The following is a 17,951-nucleotide window of genomic DNA, read 5'->3' on the forward strand; positions in this document are numbered from 1 at the left end:
CCATTCGGCGAGGCAGACAGGCAAAACACATCCAGACCGACTGTAACCCGCGGTACACAGACGAAGGCACAGAAGGGCCAGATTCGTACCAGTACGAGCCCGGGTATCAGGCAGGGCGCAATCAACAAGGGCACCAGCGCAACTGCGCCATCCCCCAGCCATAAAAAACGCCCGGCGCGGGCAAACCGCGCAGGGCGTACAGACATCACAAACACTTACATGAAGTACAGGGTGACCGTGGCCGAGCCCGACAACGTGACATCCGAGGTGATACCGCCAAGATCCGTCAGGCTCAGGATGGTCGGCGCCACTTCCAGCTGGGCAGTAAACACATTGCCCGCAGTCAGGGTGGTGCCGGTCCCGGAGACGAAACCAACACGGTTGGCGCCGGTAGATCGCGTCATAGCCACCGGAGTGGAACCCGCATTTGTCCAGGCAGTACCCCCATTGGTCGTCGTCAGAAACGACTGGTCCACATTGTCGATCTTCGGGGTTTTCAGTGTCAGCGTATAGCTGCCATAGCTGGAGGAACCATTACCCAGACCGAACTGCGTCGCATCGGACCCTGCCGGCAACAGGGCAGTCGAGTTATCGGCCACACTCACCGCCACGGAGGCATTCTGCCCCGTGCCACACTGAATCGTCATGGTCTTGCTCTGCGCGGTCAGGGTGGTGGCATTGGTCTGGTCCAGCATCCCCGGGGTAATGTCACCGAAGGTATAGGCACCGCCATCAGCAATGCTGATATCACAAGTATTCGGAATCACCGCGCCAACCACGTTCAGAGTAGTGGTCGTCGGCGCCGAACTAGCCCAGGCCGAAGCACACGCCAGGCTCAGCAGGCACAGCACCGCTTTGTTTGCTACATTCATTATTTATCCTTTCTCATGCATGAAGATCATGCGAGTCTTCCAGGCAGCTTGCCGCCATCAGGAATAAGTCAGGGTAATCGTCGCACTGCCGTCCAGACTCTCGTCGCCGGTCGGCGCATAGCTGGAAGGGATATGCGGCTCAACACGGAACTGCATGTGGAATTTGGTCGAAGCATCCTGCGTTGCCGAGGTCGTGCTCGCCTTTTTCATGCTGAACTGCTCGTTGGTTGTCGTGAAGTTACCGATACGATCCGAACTACCATCGTCAGCCCAGCTGGTACCAGCATTGGTGGTATAGATATACTTGGCAGCAACACCCGGATCATCAATTTTCGAGTTCGCTTCAATCAGTTTAATTTCGTAGTAACCGATATTATTGTTGGCCGAGTCCTTCCCCAGCCCCCAGGAGTAGGTGCTGGTATCGGTACGCGAAGCTGCCTTGTTATCAACGAGCTTAAACATCACTTTCTGCGGCGCCGGGCATGTCACATCTACCGACTGGGTAATCGGAGAGGGCGCAAGATTGCCTGTGCCGTTATTGAGATAAATATTGCCAAAATTAAAGGTGCCACCGTTTTGCAGGGTCGGCGTACACGCACCGACGCGGATAACACCATCCACGGCGATCGGCGAAGAAGCGGCAGCCATCACCAGACCACTGGCACTGAGTCCCAGCGCCAGCAGAACTAACCTTTTGCTCAAATTCATGTTCATCTTCCTATCCTGAGAGTCCGATCAGAAATAATGCAGGCTGATCGTTGCCTGACCATTCAGATTGATATCGTGCCCCAGCGTGGCAACCGCATTGTTGATATAGGGTTTCACCTTCAGATCAAACACCATGTCTGTCGTCGACGACGGGTTCCAATCCGGAGCAACCGAATCGACAATGCCCCAGTACTCGGAGGCCTCCCCAAAGACCATCATGCCGGAACGCGGCCGTCCCCAGGTAACACCACTGTCGGTACTCGCGGTCCATACAGCAGATTTGGGGACACCGCCGATCGTCACTTTCACATTGGCGGAGTTAATAGGAATAATTTCATAGGCGCCAATCTTGGTGGTGCCATCCATACCCAGACCAAACTCAGCCTTGCTGGTAAAGATCTGACTTGAAGCCTTGGTGTCCGCAAAATTCAGCCCGACCTTGGCTGCGGAGCCACAATGGAGACTCAACGTATGAGAAACCTCAGACAGAGTGGTATAGGTATAGCCGTTCGACACATCGGTGCCAGTCAGCGCGGCAGTCGAGACCCGGCCAATCGAAAAATTGCCACCATTTTCAAAAGTCGGCGTGCAGGAACCGGTCTTGACCGTTCCGTTAATCTTGAATTCATCGGCATGGGCTGCAACCCCGACACCCAGCGCCAGCAGGGCGCAGATCAGATTCAGTTTCATGAAATAATTTCTCCTGCTCGCGTTACGGGAACATCAGCGTCAGCGTCGACGAACCATCCAGGTTCAGATCGCTGGTCGCCGTGCCCAGATCGGTCTTGCTGAGGATGGTGGCGGTCATGATCAGATCGGCACTGAACGAGTTAGCGGCCACCGGATCGTCGTCCGTCCCGGTGGTAAACGCCAGCACATTTTCCTGCGCCACCGACGGCAGCAGAGCCACGGTGCCCGCACCAGCATTGATAAAGTTGGCTCCGCCAGTGGTACTGGCGGTGATGGCACCGGCGGCACCTTCCACCTTGGGGTTAGCCAGTTGCAGGATGTAGCTGCCGATCTTGTTGGTGCCGTTCAGACCCAGGCCCAGCGAGCCGGTCGGTGCGCTGGCAGGCAGGTTGGCCGCCTTGTTGTCAGTCACATACAGACCCACTTTGGAGCTCACGCCGGTATCGCAGGTCACGGTCAGCGCCTTGGTGATCGGCGTCTGCGCCGTCACGGCGTTCTGTGCCAGTGCACTATATTGGATGTCCGGCACGGTGAAGGTGCCGCCATCGGCAATCGCGACACCGCAGGTGCCGGTCTTCAGCGTAGCGCCAACCGTCACGTTCGCAGTTTGCGCTGCGAACACGGCGCCGCTGGCCAGAACACCTGCCAGCAGGACACTCATTTTCGAGGCCAACTTCATGGTTTCTTCCTTTTCGTTAGATCAAACTCATCACCCGCAGCGGGTGACCTGAATTGCCGTGGTATAGGACGGCAAGGCGTCTTAGCGTAAGCGCCCCCGGCCAGACACCACGATTACCGCGGTGGATTCGTACTGGTACGAGACCAACTGCGGGAATACTGTTCGCGCAAATACAGCGCCAGGCTCAATTCGTCACCCAGCTGCAACTTGCGCATCGCGTTATGCTTGTGCGTGCTGACGGTCTGCTTGCTGCGATGCAGCCGCTCGGCCACCTGCACGACTGACAGGCCATGGGCCAGCAGGCGCAGCACTTCTTGCTCGGCCGGCGACAACTCACCGCCCGCAAGCGGGGCCGGCAGGCATTGCCAGTGCCCGTCCTGGGCCAACAAGAACTGGCGACGATTCTGCTGCAAGGCATGAAAGAAAGCCGGCATCCCATCCAGCGACTGCTGCTTGCCCCAAAATCCATTGGCGCCCGCCTGGCAAGAGGCATTCACGGCCGCCGCCGAACGATCACCGCTGCAAACCACCAGCAGCAAATCGGGATAATCACGCCGCAAACGCGACAACAACCGAGCCCCATCTGTCTCGGCCTGCGGCAAATGAAAATCACACACCAGCACATCACAAGCCTCAGCCTTCAGTACCGCCGACAACTCGGCCGGGGTCTGACAGGCGGCCACCAGCTGCATGTCCTGTCGGGCCGACAGCATGAAGCGCAGCCCCTCCAGCACCACCGGGTGATCGTCCAGCAGCGCCACGCGCAACTTGCGACCATTCAACAAACGAGCCGGTACCACAGCACTGGAAGGCGAAGGAGAGCACATCAGGAAAACTCATTCCGTTTCAGATGGAATGAATGGTAAGGGGGGGCGATCAGGCGAACTGTCAGACGAGTCCTAAACAGAACTTCTCTGACAGAAAAAAGTTACGCTGGACGACTTTGGACCGCGTCGCCATGCGGCAAGCTATTCAGGGGGGCCATCAACATGGCACCGCCCGCCAGCCGCTCGTCGCTCAGGCGGGTCAGGGGCCCCCTGTCATACGCTTGCACGGCGACAACCCAAAATCTGATGGCAATGGTCTGGCAACCGAACGTCACGCCACAGTCAGATCAATCCGCAACGCCGCGGGGATGACCGTCGCGCGAAGATAGGGACGGCGAAGCGGTGGCGGCGTGCGCGGCGCGTTCGCGCCGGGAGGCAGGAAAGGGGGGCTGGCATGCGGCCCGTGAAAAGATAATCGGCGCATTGTCATCGACCCATTGCGCCTTTCTGGTGAGCCCACACCCCCCGGAGGGCTTGCGCCCCCCGGCCTCCAAAGTGAATGCCTACTCCGCCAGCAACACCGTACAACCCGCCAGCTGCCGCATCGGCACCGCGCGCGGCAAATACAGCCAGCTTCGGCCATCGGCCTGGGCCAGCGACCAGTCGAGCCGGCTGTCAACGATCAGCCGGCACAGCCCGGGCTCAGGCAGCGCGGTGCGCGGCGGGCACAGCTGTGCCACCAGCGCCAGCAAGGACGGATGAGGACGGTGATTTGTGAAGTGGGACAGGGGTGAATTACCATACTTGGCAGCCATACTGACTCCTTGGACGAGTTGGTTTGGTCAGCGGGCTCGGGGGTGGTCGCACACCCTCGGGCCCGCGCCCGTTTCAGCGGCACCATGCCGCGCCACATACCCTAGCGAAAGCGATGACAGCCATGCAAGTCAGCGCGGTCATCCTTTTGTGGCGCATTGCATCGGCGCATTGCATCGGCGCATTGCATCGGCGCATTGCATTGGCGCATTGCCTTCGGCGAATGCACCCTACGCGAATGCACCCTACGCGAATGCACCACACGGTTGGGCGTTGGTCTCGCGGGGGCGGTCAATGGGCACCGTGTGCCGTCCAATTGGTGCATTGCCTTCGGCGAATGCACCACACGGTTGTGGCGTTGGTCCTTCGTGTGCCGTCCAATTGGTGCATTGCCTTCGGCGAAAGCACCACACGGTTGGGCGTTGGTTCTTCGTGTGCCGTCCAATTGGTGCATTGCCTTCGGCGAATGCACCACACGGTTGGGCGTTGCTCCTTCGTGTGCCGTCCAATTGGTGCATTGCCTTCGGCGAATGCACCACACGGTTGGGCGTTGGTCCTTCGTGTGCCGTCCAATTGGTGCATTGCCTTCGGCGAATGCACCACACGGTTGTGGCGTTGGTCCTTCGTGTGCCGTCCAATTGGTGCATTGCCTTCGGCGAATGCACCACACGGTTGTGGCGTTGGTTCTTCGTGTGCCGTCCAATTGGTGCATTGCCTTCGGCGAATGCACCACACGGTTGTGGCGTTGGTCCTTCGTGTGCCGTCCAATTGGTGCATTGCCTTCGGCGAATGCACCCTACGTTGGGCGTTGGTCTCGCGGGGCCGTCAATGGGCGCATTGCCGTTGGCGAATGCACCCTACGTAGGGCGCACTCTTCAAGTGCGCCGTCCTTCGTGCGCCGTCCTTCGCGCGCCGTCCTTCGTGCGCCGTCCTTCGTGCGCCGTCCTTCGCGCGCCGTCCATCACCACAACGCATGGCAAATCCGGTCGGAGAAACGTGATGTAACCAGCACAGGGGAAATGTAACCCGAATGTAACCCGAACTTATGCTTTAAAAACAGCGATGTAACCCATGTAACCAATGTAACCACGTTTTTGAGAGAGAAATAGAGATAGGGGGATAGGTAAGTAAATAGTAAGGGGTATATATATATTTATCTGTAAGAAAAACATATATATAAGCACCTTATGCACCAACTACTACTTATCAATATCTCTCAAAATCGTGGTTACATTGGTTACATTGGTTACATCGTTGAAATATAAAGATATTTTCTGGTTACATCTGTAACCCATGTAACCAAAATGCCGTCGGGATAGGTGATATACGGACGGCATGGTTTATTGACGGGTGACGTCCTCCCTCAAAACCCCGCCCGCACAGCCATGGGTGACCGTCCAATTGGTGCATTGCCTTCGGCGAATGCACCACGCGGTTGGGCGTAGGTCTCGCGTGCGCCGTCCAATTGGTGCATTGCCTTCGGCGAATGCACCCTACGGTTGGCGTTGGTCTCGCGGGAGCCGTCCAATTGGTGCATTGCCTTCGGCGAATGCACCACGCGGTTGGGCGTAGGTCTCGCGTGCGCCGTCCAATTGGTGCATTGCCTTCGGCGAATGCACCACACGGTTGGGCGTTGGTCTCGCGGGATGAATGGGGGATCGGTCTAAGCCAGCAGCGTGTGCAATGCCGCCAGCCGGTCGGCGGGCAGGCGTGTCAGGGGCAAGGTGGCATGGCCCAGTGCTTTATACAGGGTGAGCGAATCCGGGCTCTCTGCCAGGGCCTGCAGATGGGCGGCGACTGTCGCCACATCGCCGCGCATGATGGGGCCGGTCAGGGCCTGCTGCGCCCCCAGTTGCAAGGCATTGTCCAGCGACTGGTGCATCAGCGGTGCCAGCAACTGTCCGGCCAGCGCCGGGGGCAGCCCGGCCTGTTCGGCCACCGAGCGTGCCAGCCCGGTCAGCGTGACCAGATAATTGGAGGCGATCGACAGGCTGGCATGGTAGGCCGCCTTGGCGCCCGGCGGCAGGTCAAACGCCTGGCCGCCGATGGCGGCGGCAAAGGCACGCAAGGCGGCGTCGGCGCCCGCCTCGCCCTGCAGCGCGCACAGGGTACCGGCAAAGGACGTGACGGCCCGGCTTGGATCGGCAAAGGAAAACGCCGGGTGCAGACTGCCGACGGCCAGCCCGCTGTCGGCCAGTGCGGTCAACACCGTCGGTTCCAGCACGCCGCTGGCATGAAAGGCCACGGCCATGTCCGGCCTGGGCAACGTTGCCATCTGGGTCGCCAGCGCGGGCAGGGTGTCATCCGCGCAGGCCAGCAAGTTGAGCTGGGCCAGCGGCGGCAGCTGCGCCAGGGTGCAGGGGGTGCCGGCGCCGATGAAATCCACCGCACGCTGCGCGGCGGCCAGGCTGCGACAGCACACGCTGCCGATGCGGTATTGTCCGCTGAGCTGCGCCAGACGTCCCCAACTTTGCCCCAGCCGACCGGCGCCAAATATCGCCAGAGTGGTTTGCATGCTGCCCCCTTGTTGATTCAGGCAGTCATTATAACCAAGGTGGATTTAATAGGACTTTTCAATAGTTATTGGATTATGTATAAACCAAGGGGAACTCACCCCTTTGCCGAAAAGACTATGCCGTGATTCGTCTCATCTTCAGTGGCTCCCTGCCCATTCTGCCCAGCGCACCGCAACTGCGCGCCTTTGTCAGCGACAGTCAGTCGCGCAACCGGCGCCATGGCATTCACGGCGCCATGATCCTGATGCAGCGCGACTTTATGCAGGTGATCGAGGGGCCGCAGGAGACGGTGGATCAGATGTATGACCAGCTCAGCCAGAGCAGCCATCGCTATGGTCTGGTGCTGGTCTCGCGCCAGGAGAATGTGCGGCCGCTGTTTCCCGACTGGCATCTCGGTCTGATCCAGCCCCCGCCGTTCGGCACCGAACCCGACCCGCGCGAGCACGCGGCCTATCTGATGCTGCAAAAAGCCGAGGGCGCCGATGCCGATCAGCGCGACACACTGAAGACCATGCGCGAATTCATTCGCGGCCAATGGCACCGCAACCAGATCGACAACGACCAGCCCATCGTGCTGCGGCGCCAGCGCAAGGTGTTCTGAGTTTCAGCTTTGTCCGAGAGGCCAGGCGCCCCCTTTGCGCCAACATCGCAGCATCACCCTGACGGTCCTCTTTGCTCATGCTGCGCCATACCCGCCTGCCGGTTTTCTCCCTGGCCACCTTTCTGATCTGTGTGTTGTTCGCCTGGGCCGATGAACGCAACGGTCAGGATATGGCCCTGAGAGTGATGAGCTGCCTCATTGCCAGCCTGTTGCAAATCGCGCTGGCCTTGCTGTGCAAGCCGTGGCTGCCACCCGGAGAATCTACAAACAAGTCTTGAATCAGAAGTCATGAAATTTGTCAGATACGCGCATATAAAATGCATTTTGCATTTCATGTGACAACGATGTAAAAAGATGTATTGACCCACCTGACATAAAGAAGACTCATGCAGTGATTCGTCTGATTTACAGTGGCTCGGTCGCCACCGAACCCGATCCCCAGCGCCTGGCGGCCTTCCTGGCCGACAGCCGCCGCCGTAACCAGCGTGATGGCATCACGGGTGTCCTGGTCCTGATGGGGCAGGAGTTCCTGCAGGTCATCGAGGGGCCGGAGGAGGACGTCGACCGCTACTACCGCCAGGTCTTTCAGGACACCAGCCGCTATAAACTGCTGTTGCTGGCACGTCAGGAAATCGAGACTCCGATCTTCACCGGCTGGAGCCTCGGTCTGGTCAAGTGTGATGAAACGCCGAACGACCCGCTGCCCGGGGATGTGTCCATGATGGAAATTGAGCAGATCGACCCGGCCGACCCCTGTGCCCTGCGCACCCTGCGCGTCATTCGGGAATTCATCGATGGCAAATGGCGCGTGCGTTTTCCCTCCAGCCAGAAACCCACCATCATGCAGCGCACACGCGGATTCTGAAATATACCCCCCGGGGGTTGTCCGCCATACATGGCACATCTAGAATGGCTCCACATCATACCCCCAGGAGATTGCCATGCCCCTGCTGACCTCCCCGCGCGTCCTGCTGCTGAGCACGCTGCTGTGTACCGCCCCGCTGGCCCTGGCGCACCCCGCCGGCCAGACCGACTTCGGCCACCCGGCCAAAGCGGCCCAGGCCACCCGCACCATCCGCGTCGAGGCCAATGATCAAATGCAGCTGCGCTTCAGCCAGCGGGATATTCGTCAGGGCGATGTGGTGCGTTTCATCGTCACCAACCATGGCAAGGCCAGGCATGAATTCGGCATCGCCGACCCCGCCGCACAAAAACAACATGCTGCCGAAATGCGCGCCATGCCGGACATGATGCATGACGAGCCAAACGTCATCAGCCTGAATCCGGGCGAAACCAAATCCCTGACCTGGTCGTTCAGCAAACTGAAAAGCCATGACATCGTGTTCGCCTGCAACCTCCCCGGCCATGCCGAAGCCGGCATGAAACAAACCATCCACATCCCCTGAAACACCAAAGGACGAGCAAGGACGGGGTCAGGTCTTGTATTTTGCATGCTGCATGCAAAATACAAGACCTGACCCCGTCCTTTTCACTGCGCTTCTGGCATCCATGACAAAAGGTTAAACTGTTGTCATGACTTGCCAGAGGAGCGTTCGTGCCAACCTTCCGCTACCTGGATGACCTGCTCTACCCCCGGCAACTGGCCCTGCATCGTGCCCTGCTGCGACGGCTGCTGCCAGTCTGGTTGTTGCTGTCTCTGGTGGCCGGGCTGGTGGTCTGGCAACTGGAGTCTGCCCAGATTGACCATCTGGTGCTGAATCTGTCTGCCGATGCCGTTCAGCAATTCCGCCAGTCCAATGGCAGTGATTTCTGGCGCCTGCCTGCGGCGCAGCAGCAGGCCCGACTGGATCAACTGTTGCCGCGCACGGCCTTTGTCGGCATGCGCCTGTTCGATGTCCGCGGGCAGGCGCTGGCGGAGTGCTGGCGCGAACCCATCGGCCATGCGTCCCTGCCGGCGGCATTTCCCGACGATGGCCAGTCCCGTCAGCAAGCGCTGCGCCAGGGCGACCGCATCTATGTCCAGTCTCTGGTGCCGCTGCACGATGCGCGTGGTCAGCGGCAAGGCTGGTTGCAGGGCATCTACCGTGTGCCGCCTCAGACGGCACAGGCCATCGCTCACCGCCTGCGCGATACCCTCATCGGTGTCCTGCTGGTCATTGCCATCAGCACCCTGGCCATCTACCCGGTCATCCTGTCGCTCAACCGTGATGCGCTGCGGCTCAGTCAGCATCTGCTGTCCAGCAATGGGGAGCTGTTGCGTGTACTCGGCAGCGCCATTGCCCAGCGCGATGCCGATACCGACAGTCACAACTATCGGGTCACCCTGTATGCCGTGGCGCTGGCAGAAGCCCTGCCACTTCCGCCGCGCGAGATCATCACGCTGATGACCGGCGCTTTTCTGCATGATGTCGGCAAGATTGGCATTCCGGATCACATCCTGCTCAAGCCGGGCAAGCTGGATGCGGAGGAGTTCAGCCAGATGCAGCAACATGTTGCCATCGGCCTGCAAATTATCAGTGAGGTGGATTGGCTGGCGCAGGCCAGAGATGTGGTGGCCGGTCACCACGAACGTTATGACGGCAGTGGCTATCCGCAGGGCTTGCGCGGCGAGGCCATCCCGCTGACCGCGCGCCTGTTCGCCATCGTGGATGTCTTCGATGCGCTGAGCGTGCACCGCCCCTATAAGGCGGCGTTCCCCCTGCCACAAGTATTGGCGATGATGCAGGCAGAACGCGGCAGCCATTTCGACCCTCAGCTGCTCGACGTGTTTCTCGCCCTGGCACCGGCCCTGCATGCCCGCTACCACCAGGCCGATACCGCCACGCTCAAGCGACACATCAGCAACGTGATTCAGCAGTACTTCCGCCCTCACCGGTAGGGGGTTGTATTGGTGCGTTGCATCGGTGCGTTGCATCGGTGCATTGCCTCCGGCGAATGCACCCTACGTGGTCCGTAGGGCGCAATCTTTAATTGCGCCACCATCCGGTATGGCATCGGCGCATTGCATCGGCAAATGCACCCCACGTGGTCCGTAGGGCGCAATCTTTAATTGCGCCATCATCCGATATGGCATTGGTGCGTTGCATTGGCGCATTGCATCGGCGCATTGCCGTCGGCGAATGCACCCTACGTGGTCCGTAGGGCGCAATCTTTAATTGCGCCACCATCATCGCTGCGCCATCATCATCGCTGCGCCATCATCATCGCTGCGCCATCCTCATTCCCTCCCCCAATCGGCGGGATAGCGCCCCAGGCTGACTTCGCGATGGAAAGTGGAGTAAGGCCAATCCCTCACCCGATTGACCAGACCATGTTTGACCGGGTTGAAGTGCAGGTAATCCAGATGCGCGTCCATGTCCGCCTGATCGCGGATGGTGTGTTCCCAGTATCGCCGTTGCCAGATCCCCCGTTCTCCACGCCTTTGCCGGGATAGAGAGCGCAGCTCGCCTTTGGCGATACCACGGGAAAAAATCAGTTTGATCAGGCGCCAGCGCAAGGCGTAATCATGGTCCCCTGGCGGTAGCTCAAGGACACAGTGCAAGTGGTCAGGCAACACCACCCAGCCATGAATATGAAATGGGTGCGCCTGGCGCACTGTCCTGACTGCCAGGCGCAGGTCAGCGATATGGTCGGTCAGCAAGGGGGCCGATCGTCTTTTCCACAGATTGACGGTGAAGAAATACGTCCCGCCAGGCAGCCAGTTTCGTCGATAGTTCATGCGGCCAGCTTGCCGTGCGGAACACGACAATGCACCTCGGCGCGGCAGATTGGTGCATTGCATCGGTACGTTGCATCGGTGCATTGCATCGGTGCATTGCCTCCGGCGAATGCACCCTACGGGAATGCACCCTACGGGAATGCGCCCTACGGGAATGCGGGCTACGCGCCGCGTGCGGTGTAAATGGTGTAGAGCCCGATGGCGATGAGGAACAGGCCGAATACGGCTTTTAACAGGGTGCCATCCATGCGTTGTACCAGCTGTGCGCCGAACCAGGCGCCGATGAACAGCATCAGGGCCAGTACGGCAGCCGCCCGCAGATCGACCATCGAGGCCCGGTAGTATGACCAGACGGCCGCCGCCCCGACGGGTGGCAGCAGCACGGCCAGGCTGGTGCCGATGGCTCGCGGCATGGGAAATTTCAGCAAGAACACCAGCGCCGGCACGATCAGAATGCCGCCGCCAATGCCGAACACACCGGATGACACACCGGCGGCCAGGCCAATGGCCAGCAACACGCCCCACTCGACAGTCGAAGTCATACACGCACCCAAATAACCTTACAGAATAAGTATATTCCATTTACTCCATGCAAAAGGACTGTTATTCCAGCCAATATCTATGCATATAGAATGTTGTTTTGGCGCCTGCGGATCAAAGAACTTATACTCTGCCGGTTAGCCCATCGGGCATCTAGCTGTCGGAGAACAAGACATGCGTCCACTGCATCAAGGTTTGTTATTGCTTGCTACCTGCGCTGCCACCAGCAGTTGGGCGGCGAATACCCTGACGGTCTGCACCGAGTCCAATCCGGACGGATTCGACGTCGTGCAGTACAACGCGCTGGTCACCACCAATGCCTCGGCCGACCCGCTGATGAACCGGCTGGTTGAGTATGACCCGGACAGCGGCAAGGTTGTCCCCTCGCTGGCCAGCAGCTGGCGCGTCAGTCCGGATGGCCGTGCTTATACCTTTACCCTGCGCCAGGATGTCAATTTCCACAGCACCGACTATTTCAAGCCCAGCCGCAAGCTGAGTGCCGATGACGTGGTGTTTACCTTCGAGCGCATGCTCAACCCGGGCAATCCCTGGTACAAGATCTCCCCCGGCACCTTCCCGCATGCCACCTCGCTGCAGCTGCCGTCGCTGATTCAGGCGGTGCACGCCATTGACAACCATACGGTGGAGTTCATTCTCAGTCGTCCGGAGTCGACTTTCCTGTCGACCCTGACCATGGGCTTTGCCTCGATCTATTCCGCCGAGTACGCCAATCAGCTGATGGCCGCCGGCAAGCCGCAGGAGCTCAACAGCAAGCCGATCGGTACCGGCCCCTTTGTGTTCCGCAGCTATCTGAAGGACAGTGTGGTGCGCTACAGCGCCAATCCGGGCTACTTCGGCAGCAAGCCCAAGGTGGGTCAGCTGATTTTTTCCATCACGCCGAGTCCTTCGGTGCGGCTGCAAAAGCTCAAGGCTGGGGAATGCCAGATCGCGCTGTCGCCGACACCGCAGGACGTGTTGAGCGCGCGCGGCAATACCAGTCTGCAAGTGCTGTCCTCCCCGGCCTTCATGACCGCCTTTGTGGCCATGAACAGCCAGAAGAAACCGTTCGACAATGTGCTGGTGCGGCGCGCCGTCAACCTGGCCTTCGATCATGCCAGTTATCTGAGTGCCGTGTTTGACGGTACGGCTACCGAGGCCGTGCTGCCCTACCCGCCCAGCACCTGGGGCTATGCCCGCAACATCAAGGCCTGGCCGCATGATGTGGCCGCGGCCAAAAAGCTGCTGGCTCAGGCGGGCTATCCGAATGGCTTTGACACCACGGTCTGGGTGCGTCCGACCGGCAGCATGCTCAACCCTAATCCACGTGCCGGCGCGGAATTGCTGCAAGCCGACCTGGCCCGGGTTGGCATCCGCGCCAAGGTGCAGGTGATTGACTGGGGCGAGCTGATCCGCCGCGGCAAGGCCGGTGAGCATGAGATCCTGTTCATGGGCTGGGCGGGCGACAACGGCGACCCGGACAACTTCCTGACGCCGCAATTCGGTTGTGCCGCCGTCAAGTCGGGCACCAACTTCGCCCGTTTCTGCGATGCCAAACTGGACAAGCTGATCAGCGACGGCAAGCGCACGGCGGATCTCAAGCAACGTACCCAGCTGTACCTGGCCGCCCAGAAGCTCATCCACGACCAGGCGGTCTGGCTGCCGCTGGCGCACCCGACGCTGTATGCCATGGCGGCGCGCAATGTCAGTGGCTACCGTGTCAGCCCCTTCGGACGGCAGGATTTCTCGCATGTTGCGCTGAAGTAAGCCGCCTTCGGGCAAACAAAAACCCCGCCATCGCGCGGGGTTTTTGTTTTGGCTGGCCGGAAGGGGTCAGCCCGCCTTGGACAAGGCCTGCTTGATGTCGTCCAGGATGTCGTCGATGTGTTCGATACCGATCGACAGGCGCACCAGCTCGGGGCGCACACCGGCCTTGATCTGTTCTTCCGGCGACAGCTGGCGGTGGGTGGTGGTGGCCGGGTGGCAGGCCAGCGACTTGGCGTCACCGATGTTCACCAGGCGGGTGATCAGTTGCAGGGCATCGATGAAACGGCCACCGGCCTCGACGCCGCCCTTGATGCCGAACGACAGAATGCCCGAAGCGCGTCCGCCGAGGTACTTGTCCACCAGCGGACGCGAGGCATGGCCCGCCAGGCCGGCGTACTCCACCCACTCGACCTGGTGGTGTGCCTGCAGGAACTCGGCCACTTTCAGGGTGTTCTCGCTGATGCGGTCCATGCGCAGCGGCAAGGTTTCCAGGCCCTGCAGGATCAGGAAGGCATTGAACGGCGACAGCGCTGCGCCGGTATTGCGCAGCGGCACCACGCGGGCACGGCCGATGAAGGCCGCCGGCCCGAGTGCTTCGGTATAGACCACGCCGTGGTAGGACGGGTCCGGCTGGTTCAGGCGCGGGAAGCGGTCTTTGTGTTCGGCCCAGGGGAATTTGCCGGAGTCGATGATCGCCCCGCCGATGCTGTTGCCGTGACCGCCGATGTATTTGGTCAGCGAGTGCACCACGATGTCGGCGCCATGCTCGAACGGCCGGCACAGATAGGGGCTGGGCACGGTGTTGTCGACAATCAGCGGCACGCCGTGCGCGTGGGCATGCTTGGCGAAGGCGGCGAAGTCGACCACATTGCCCAGCGGGTTGCCGATCGACTCGACATACACCGCCTTGGTGCGGCTGTCGATGAGTTGCTCGATGGCGGCCGGGTCGCGGTAGTCGACGAAACGCACCTCGATGCCGAACTGCGGGAAGGTGTGGGCAAACAGGTTATAGGTGCCGCCATACAGGGTGCTGGTGGCGATGATGTTGTCACCGGCTTCGGCGATGGTCTGAATGGCATAGGTAATGGCCGACATGCCCGAGGCCAGTGCCAGTGCGCCGATCCCGCCCTCCAGCGCCGCCAGTCGTTTTTCCAGCACGTCGGTGGTCGGGTTCATGATGCGGGTGTAGATATTGCCCTGTACCTTGAGATCGAACAGATCGGCCCCGTGCTGGGTGCTGTCGAAGGCATACGAGGTGGTCTGGTACAGCGGGACCGCCACCGCGCGGGTGGTCGGGTCGGGTGAATAGCCGGCATGCACTGCCAATGTTTCCAGTTTCATCGCTCAGTCCCTTGTCAATGACGTTGTTGTATTGCCTTACGCTAACCCAAAGAAATAGAAAAGAAAATATGAATTTCTTTTTCTTTCATAACCAATGGCAATAAGACGGCGTCAAAACGCCAAAGCAGCCGGCAGACAGACCCGGCAAGCTGCGCGCATCCCATCTGCAAAGGATGCCAAAATGCCCAACTCAATTACCCACCGAGCTCACGGTGTCATGCCCATTGTGCCCAGCCATTCATCGACCATCGAAGGGCTGGATCTGGCCATGACCCCGCAGGGTCAAAAGGCACAAAACATGCTGGAACAGGCCCGCCAGCAGACAGCGCCCGGCAGCCAGGTCCGTTCTGCCAGCACCCCTTCCCTGTTTAAAGACCCGAGCGTCGCCCTGCAGGCCCTGCCCGGCATGGACAAGCAGGAAGACGATGCCACCAGCCGGAAAAACAGCGGGTTGCTCGCTGATCTGAAAAAGATCGGCTGGTACCTGCTCACCGGTGAAACCGGCAGCGGAGACGAGTCACTGCGCCGTGAGCTGAATAGCAAGATTGATGAACTCAACCAGCAAGTGAAGACGCAGCAAGCGCTGATAGAACAGTTGTCGCAGTGGCTGGCCGCCCAATCGAGCGCCATGGCTACGACGGCAGCGCCGCCTCCCCAGCCTGCAACGCGCAGTGCGCCCGCTTCGTCCACCATGCCCGCATCGCCCGCCGGACCCGCCATGGATCCTTACCAGCGGGAGCATGTCAAGCGTTGCAATCAGATTCTGAATGGCAAACAGGCCATGAAGAAGATGCAATTATCTTCCGACCAGCTGGTCACCGATGATGGCGAGGGACGCTTCACTGTCAAAAAGGGAGCCGATCTGTGGGAACAGCAGAAAAAGAACTATGAGACATTGAGCGAAACAGACAAACGACACCTGAAGGAAGCCTATGATGACCTGCGCTCTGCCACTTACCTCAGGCAACATGGGCCGGTCTACCATGATGAGCGGGGCTATCTGAGCAACAGTCCTGAAGCACACATGAACATCAACATCGCCCTGAAAAGCAATCTGGAACCCTTGCTCGGCAAGGACTCGCAACCAGCCACCAGGCAGCAGGCAACGCAGACCGAAACGCGTGCCGAGCCGCTCCCAACAAAGGTCACGGCGGTATGACGCCCTTCGATGACGCCCTGCAGCACCTGGCCCGGCATCTCGGACTGAACCGGCTCGCGCGGCACGGTGATATGGTCAGCGTACCGCGTGAGCAGGGCGAGGTGTTCCTCAGTGCCCTGCCGGCCAACTATCTGCTGATGTTTGTCTTGCTGGACGAGCAACCATTGCCGGAAGGGCGACAGTTGCTGGCGCTGAACCATTTCAGTCATGAGCCCCTGCGGCCGACGGTGGCCTTTGATCGCCGCAGCGGCAACTGGCTGTTGTGGAGCCGCCAGCCGCTGGGTGGCGGCAGCGGCATGACCGATGTGATTACCCAGTTCGAACTGCTGGAAACCAGCCTCCAGCAGGTGCTCGAACAGGCCCGCACCTATCCCGCACCGGTCAGCAAAGCGACCGCACCACGCACCAGTGCCATCCGTGGCGGCATGCTGTGACTTGCACCAAACCGTAAGGCGCAATCTTCAATTGCGCCGCCATCCGGTATGGCATCGGTGCATTGCCGTCGCGAATGCACCCTACGTGGTCCGTAGGGCGCAATCTGCAATTGCGCCGCCATCCGGTATGGCATTGGCGCATTGCATCGGTGCATTGCCTCCGGCGAATGCACCCTACGTGGTCCGTAAGGCGCAATCTTCAATTGCGCCGCCATCCGGTATGGCACCGGCGCATGGCATCGGTGCATTGCCCCCGGCGAATGCACCGTACGTGGTCCGTAAGGCGCAATCTTCAATTGCGCCATCATCCGGCATGGCACCGGCGCATTGCATCGGTGCATGGCATCGGCGCATTGCATCGGTGCATTGCCTCCGGCGAATGCACCCTACGTGGTCCGTAAGGCGCAATCTTCAATTGCGCCATCATTATCGACACGCCATCATTATCGACACGCCATCAACATCGACACGCCACGACGCCCATCAAACATAAAGATAAGGCAACACGCTGTTGGCCATTTCCGCCGACAAGGCCGCGGCATCCTGATTGCGCAGCATCACGCCGGAGATCAATGCCTCGATCAGGCCAAAGGCTGCCAGGTTGGCATTGATCAGCACCGGGTGTTCGGTAGCGGCATACAGCACGTGGTGTGCCACGCTTTGTAGCGGGGCCGCGGGGGAGTCGGTGATGGCCACAATGCGTGCGCCGCGTTTCGCGGCGAATCGGGCCAGGCGATCGGTGTCCAGCGAGTAGCGCGGCAGCGAGATGGCCAGCAGGACATCCTGTTCGGCAATGGTCGCCAGCCGATAGGCGGCATTTTCATTGCCGCCTTCCATGCTGATCACCTGGGCATCGGCACAGTAGGGCACCAGGTTGGCGGCCGCATAGCCGGCCAGGTAAACACTGTTGCCAAATCCGAGCACATAGACTTTGCGTGCCTGCAGCAAGCAATCGACCGCCGCATCGAATGCTTGCTGGTCATTCAGTCCGGCGGTTTGTCGGAGGCCGTCGCGCGCGGTTTGCAGCAGCGCCGTCAGGCCAAGGGGGCTTTGCTGATCGGCCCCGATTTGCTGGCGCAGTTTTTCCACCGGCGAGACAAAAGCCTGCAGCGTTTCCAGCAGTGCCGCTTTCAGCCCACTGAAGCCGCCGAGATCGGCCGCGTTGGCCAGCCGGTTGACGGCTGCGGCCGAGGTGGCGGTCTCCCGGGCCACCTCATCGATGGTCATGGTGGCGGCTTTGAGCGGGTTGCGCAGAATGAAATCGGCTACGCGGCTCAGCGCCGGGGGCAGCGTCGGCGCAATGGTGGCCAGCCGCTGGATGACCGGGGTCTGATAGATCGCGGTAGCGGGTCTTGGGGTAGGCATGACGACTTTCCTGAGAGATTCGT

At 60.2% G+C, this 17,951-nt stretch carries 19 protein-coding genes; 8 read left to right on the forward strand and 11 right to left on the reverse strand.

Annotated elements, in window-relative coordinates:
* Nucleotides 1-215 precede the first annotated feature (215 nt).
* The 7 genes from AACH39_RS06905 to AACH39_RS06935 all read right to left on the reverse strand — a co-directional run bounded on the left by AACH39_RS06905 (nucleotide 216) and on the right by AACH39_RS06935 (nucleotide 7,044).
* Nucleotides 216-872 carry a DUF1120 domain-containing protein gene (locus AACH39_RS06905; RefSeq protein ID WP_215781671.1) on the reverse strand — a complete coding sequence of 219 codons (657 nt, stop codon included), beginning with the start codon at nucleotides 870-872 and terminating at the stop codon, nucleotides 216-218.
* A 57-nt stretch (nucleotides 873-929) separates the two neighbouring features.
* Nucleotides 930-1,586 carry a DUF1120 domain-containing protein gene (locus tag AACH39_RS06910; RefSeq protein ID WP_215781659.1) on the reverse strand — a complete coding sequence of 219 codons (657 nt, stop codon included), beginning with the start codon at nucleotides 1,584-1,586 and terminating at the stop codon, nucleotides 930-932.
* A 21-nt stretch (nucleotides 1,587-1,607) separates the two neighbouring features.
* The gene (locus tag AACH39_RS06915; protein WP_215781657.1) at nucleotides 1,608-2,270 is read right to left on the reverse strand and encodes a DUF1120 domain-containing protein; all 663 of its coding nucleotides are present in this window, start codon (nucleotides 2,268-2,270) and stop codon (nucleotides 1,608-1,610) included.
* Nucleotides 2,271-2,292: 22 nt separating this feature from the next.
* Complete coding sequence (locus AACH39_RS06920) at nucleotides 2,293-2,949, reverse strand: hypothetical protein (protein WP_215781655.1); 657 nt, start codon at nucleotides 2,947-2,949, stop codon at nucleotides 2,293-2,295.
* Between the two features lie 113 nt (nucleotides 2,950-3,062).
* Nucleotides 3,063-3,776, reverse strand: a complete 714-nt coding sequence (locus AACH39_RS06925; RefSeq protein ID WP_338621176.1) for a response regulator transcription factor — start codon at nucleotides 3,774-3,776, stop codon at nucleotides 3,063-3,065.
* A 503-nt stretch (nucleotides 3,777-4,279) separates the two neighbouring features.
* A complete protein-coding gene (locus AACH39_RS06930; protein ID WP_215781650.1) occupies nucleotides 4,280-4,531 on the reverse strand; it encodes a hypothetical protein in 252 nt (83 codons plus the stop codon).
* A gap of 1,661 nt (nucleotides 4,532-6,192) precedes the next feature.
* Nucleotides 6,193-7,044: a DUF2520 domain-containing protein gene (locus tag AACH39_RS06935; RefSeq protein ID WP_338621177.1), complete on the reverse strand. Its 852-nt coding sequence runs from the start codon at nucleotides 7,042-7,044 to the stop codon at nucleotides 6,193-6,195.
* A gap of 122 nt (nucleotides 7,045-7,166) precedes the next feature.
* Here AACH39_RS06935 and AACH39_RS06940 point away from each other — a divergent pair, with 122 nt between their 5' ends.
* The 5 genes from AACH39_RS06940 to AACH39_RS06960 all read left to right on the forward strand — a co-directional run bounded on the left by AACH39_RS06940 (nucleotide 7,167) and on the right by AACH39_RS06960 (nucleotide 10,485).
* A complete protein-coding gene (locus AACH39_RS06940) occupies nucleotides 7,167-7,646 on the forward strand; it encodes a BLUF domain-containing protein (protein ID WP_215781646.1) in 480 nt (159 codons plus the stop codon).
* Nucleotides 7,647-7,723: 77 nt separating this feature from the next.
* The gene (locus AACH39_RS06945; RefSeq protein ID WP_338621178.1) at nucleotides 7,724-7,924 is read left to right on the forward strand and encodes a hypothetical protein; all 201 of its coding nucleotides are present in this window, start codon (nucleotides 7,724-7,726) and stop codon (nucleotides 7,922-7,924) included.
* 113 nt (nucleotides 7,925-8,037) lie between these two features.
* Nucleotides 8,038-8,511, forward strand: coding sequence for a BLUF domain-containing protein (locus AACH39_RS06950; RefSeq protein WP_215781641.1), 474 nt, complete (start codon nucleotides 8,038-8,040; stop codon nucleotides 8,509-8,511).
* 76 nt (nucleotides 8,512-8,587) lie between these two features.
* Nucleotides 8,588-9,052 (forward strand): plastocyanin/azurin family copper-binding protein, encoded by a 465-nt coding sequence (locus AACH39_RS06955; RefSeq protein ID WP_215781638.1) that lies wholly within the window; start codon nucleotides 8,588-8,590, stop codon nucleotides 9,050-9,052.
* A gap of 149 nt (nucleotides 9,053-9,201) precedes the next feature.
* Nucleotides 9,202-10,485 (forward strand): HD-GYP domain-containing protein, encoded by a 1,284-nt coding sequence (locus AACH39_RS06960; RefSeq protein WP_338621179.1) that lies wholly within the window; start codon nucleotides 9,202-9,204, stop codon nucleotides 10,483-10,485.
* A gap of 339 nt (nucleotides 10,486-10,824) precedes the next feature.
* On the opposite strand, the gene AACH39_RS06965 is transcribed toward AACH39_RS06960, so the two are convergent.
* Together AACH39_RS06965 and AACH39_RS06970 are read right to left on the reverse strand one after the other, a co-directional pair.
* On the reverse strand, nucleotides 10,825-11,325 hold the full coding sequence (locus AACH39_RS06965; protein WP_215781634.1) for a transposase: 501 nt from the start codon (nucleotides 11,323-11,325) through the stop codon (nucleotides 10,825-10,827).
* Between the two features lie 161 nt (nucleotides 11,326-11,486).
* Nucleotides 11,487-11,867, reverse strand: coding sequence for a sulfite exporter TauE/SafE family protein (locus AACH39_RS06970; protein ID WP_215781632.1), 381 nt, complete (start codon nucleotides 11,865-11,867; stop codon nucleotides 11,487-11,489).
* A gap of 172 nt (nucleotides 11,868-12,039) precedes the next feature.
* Between AACH39_RS06970 and AACH39_RS06975 the strand changes: the two genes are divergently transcribed.
* Nucleotides 12,040-13,629, forward strand: a complete 1,590-nt coding sequence (locus AACH39_RS06975) for an ABC transporter substrate-binding protein (RefSeq protein WP_215781630.1) — start codon at nucleotides 12,040-12,042, stop codon at nucleotides 13,627-13,629.
* Between the two features lie 66 nt (nucleotides 13,630-13,695).
* Here the strand turns inward: AACH39_RS06975 and AACH39_RS06980 are convergent, their stop codons facing one another.
* On the reverse strand, nucleotides 13,696-14,970 hold the full coding sequence (locus AACH39_RS06980) for an aminotransferase class I/II-fold pyridoxal phosphate-dependent enzyme (protein ID WP_215781627.1): 1,275 nt from the start codon (nucleotides 14,968-14,970) through the stop codon (nucleotides 13,696-13,698).
* Nucleotides 14,971-15,151: 181 nt separating this feature from the next.
* Here AACH39_RS06980 and AACH39_RS06985 point away from each other — a divergent pair, with 181 nt between their 5' ends.
* Together AACH39_RS06985 and AACH39_RS06990 are read left to right on the forward strand one after the other, a co-directional pair.
* A complete protein-coding gene (locus tag AACH39_RS06985; RefSeq protein ID WP_338621180.1) occupies nucleotides 15,152-16,129 on the forward strand; it encodes a hypothetical protein in 978 nt (325 codons plus the stop codon).
* Nucleotides 16,126-16,563, forward strand: a complete 438-nt coding sequence (locus AACH39_RS06990) for a CesT family type III secretion system chaperone (RefSeq protein WP_338621181.1) — start codon at nucleotides 16,126-16,128, stop codon at nucleotides 16,561-16,563. The genes AACH39_RS06985 and AACH39_RS06990 overlap by 4 nt, the downstream gene beginning before the upstream one ends.
* A 483-nt stretch (nucleotides 16,564-17,046) precedes the next feature.
* Here AACH39_RS06990 and AACH39_RS06995 read toward each other — a convergent pair whose 3' ends face one another.
* Nucleotides 17,047-17,928 (reverse strand): MurR/RpiR family transcriptional regulator, encoded by an 882-nt coding sequence (locus AACH39_RS06995; RefSeq protein WP_215781620.1) that lies wholly within the window; start codon nucleotides 17,926-17,928, stop codon nucleotides 17,047-17,049.
* Between the last annotated feature and the right edge of the window lie 23 nt (nucleotides 17,929-17,951).

Origin of the sequence: Paludibacterium flexuosum, from assembly GCF_037076605.1 — a bacterium.
Taxonomy (GTDB): domain Bacteria; phylum Pseudomonadota; class Gammaproteobacteria; order Burkholderiales; family Chromobacteriaceae; genus Paludibacterium.

Excerpts from the sequence above, each read along its gene's own strand:
- AACH39_RS06965 (WP_215781634.1), bottom strand. The coding sequence starts at position 11,325 with ATGAACTATCGACGAAACTGGCTGCCTGGCGGGACGTATTTCTTCACC.
- AACH39_RS06970 (WP_215781632.1), bottom strand. The coding sequence starts at position 11,867 with ATGACTTCGACTGTCGAGTGGGGCGTGTTGCTGGCCATTGGCCTGGCC.
- AACH39_RS06930 (WP_215781650.1), bottom strand. The coding sequence starts at position 4,531 with ATGGCTGCCAAGTATGGTAATTCACCCCTGTCCCACTTCACAAATCAC.
- AACH39_RS06910 (WP_215781659.1), bottom strand. The coding sequence starts at position 1,586 with ATGAACATGAATTTGAGCAAAAGGTTAGTTCTGCTGGCGCTGGGACTC.
- AACH39_RS06985 (WP_338621180.1), top strand. The coding sequence starts at position 15,152 with ATGCCCAACTCAATTACCCACCGAGCTCACGGTGTCATGCCCATTGTG.
- AACH39_RS06935 (WP_338621177.1), bottom strand. The coding sequence starts at position 7,044 with ATGCAAACCACTCTGGCGATATTTGGCGCCGGTCGGCTGGGGCAAAGT.
- AACH39_RS06925 (WP_338621176.1), bottom strand. The coding sequence starts at position 3,776 with ATGTGCTCTCCTTCGCCTTCCAGTGCTGTGGTACCGGCTCGTTTGTTG.
- AACH39_RS06955 (WP_215781638.1), top strand. The coding sequence starts at position 8,588 with ATGCCCCTGCTGACCTCCCCGCGCGTCCTGCTGCTGAGCACGCTGCTG.
- AACH39_RS06915 (WP_215781657.1), bottom strand. The coding sequence starts at position 2,270 with ATGAAACTGAATCTGATCTGCGCCCTGCTGGCGCTGGGTGTCGGGGTT.
- AACH39_RS06905 (WP_215781671.1), bottom strand. The coding sequence starts at position 872 with ATGAATGTAGCAAACAAAGCGGTGCTGTGCCTGCTGAGCCTGGCGTGT.
- AACH39_RS06920 (WP_215781655.1), bottom strand. The coding sequence starts at position 2,949 with ATGAAGTTGGCCTCGAAAATGAGTGTCCTGCTGGCAGGTGTTCTGGCC.
- AACH39_RS06980 (WP_215781627.1), bottom strand. The coding sequence starts at position 14,970 with ATGAAACTGGAAACATTGGCAGTGCATGCCGGCTATTCACCCGACCCG.
- AACH39_RS06995 (WP_215781620.1), bottom strand. The coding sequence starts at position 17,928 with ATGCCTACCCCAAGACCCGCTACCGCGATCTATCAGACCCCGGTCATC.
- AACH39_RS06975 (WP_215781630.1), top strand. The coding sequence starts at position 12,040 with ATGCGTCCACTGCATCAAGGTTTGTTATTGCTTGCTACCTGCGCTGCC.
- AACH39_RS06990 (WP_338621181.1), top strand. The coding sequence starts at position 16,126 with ATGACGCCCTTCGATGACGCCCTGCAGCACCTGGCCCGGCATCTCGGA.
- AACH39_RS06945 (WP_338621178.1), top strand. The coding sequence starts at position 7,724 with ATGCTGCGCCATACCCGCCTGCCGGTTTTCTCCCTGGCCACCTTTCTG.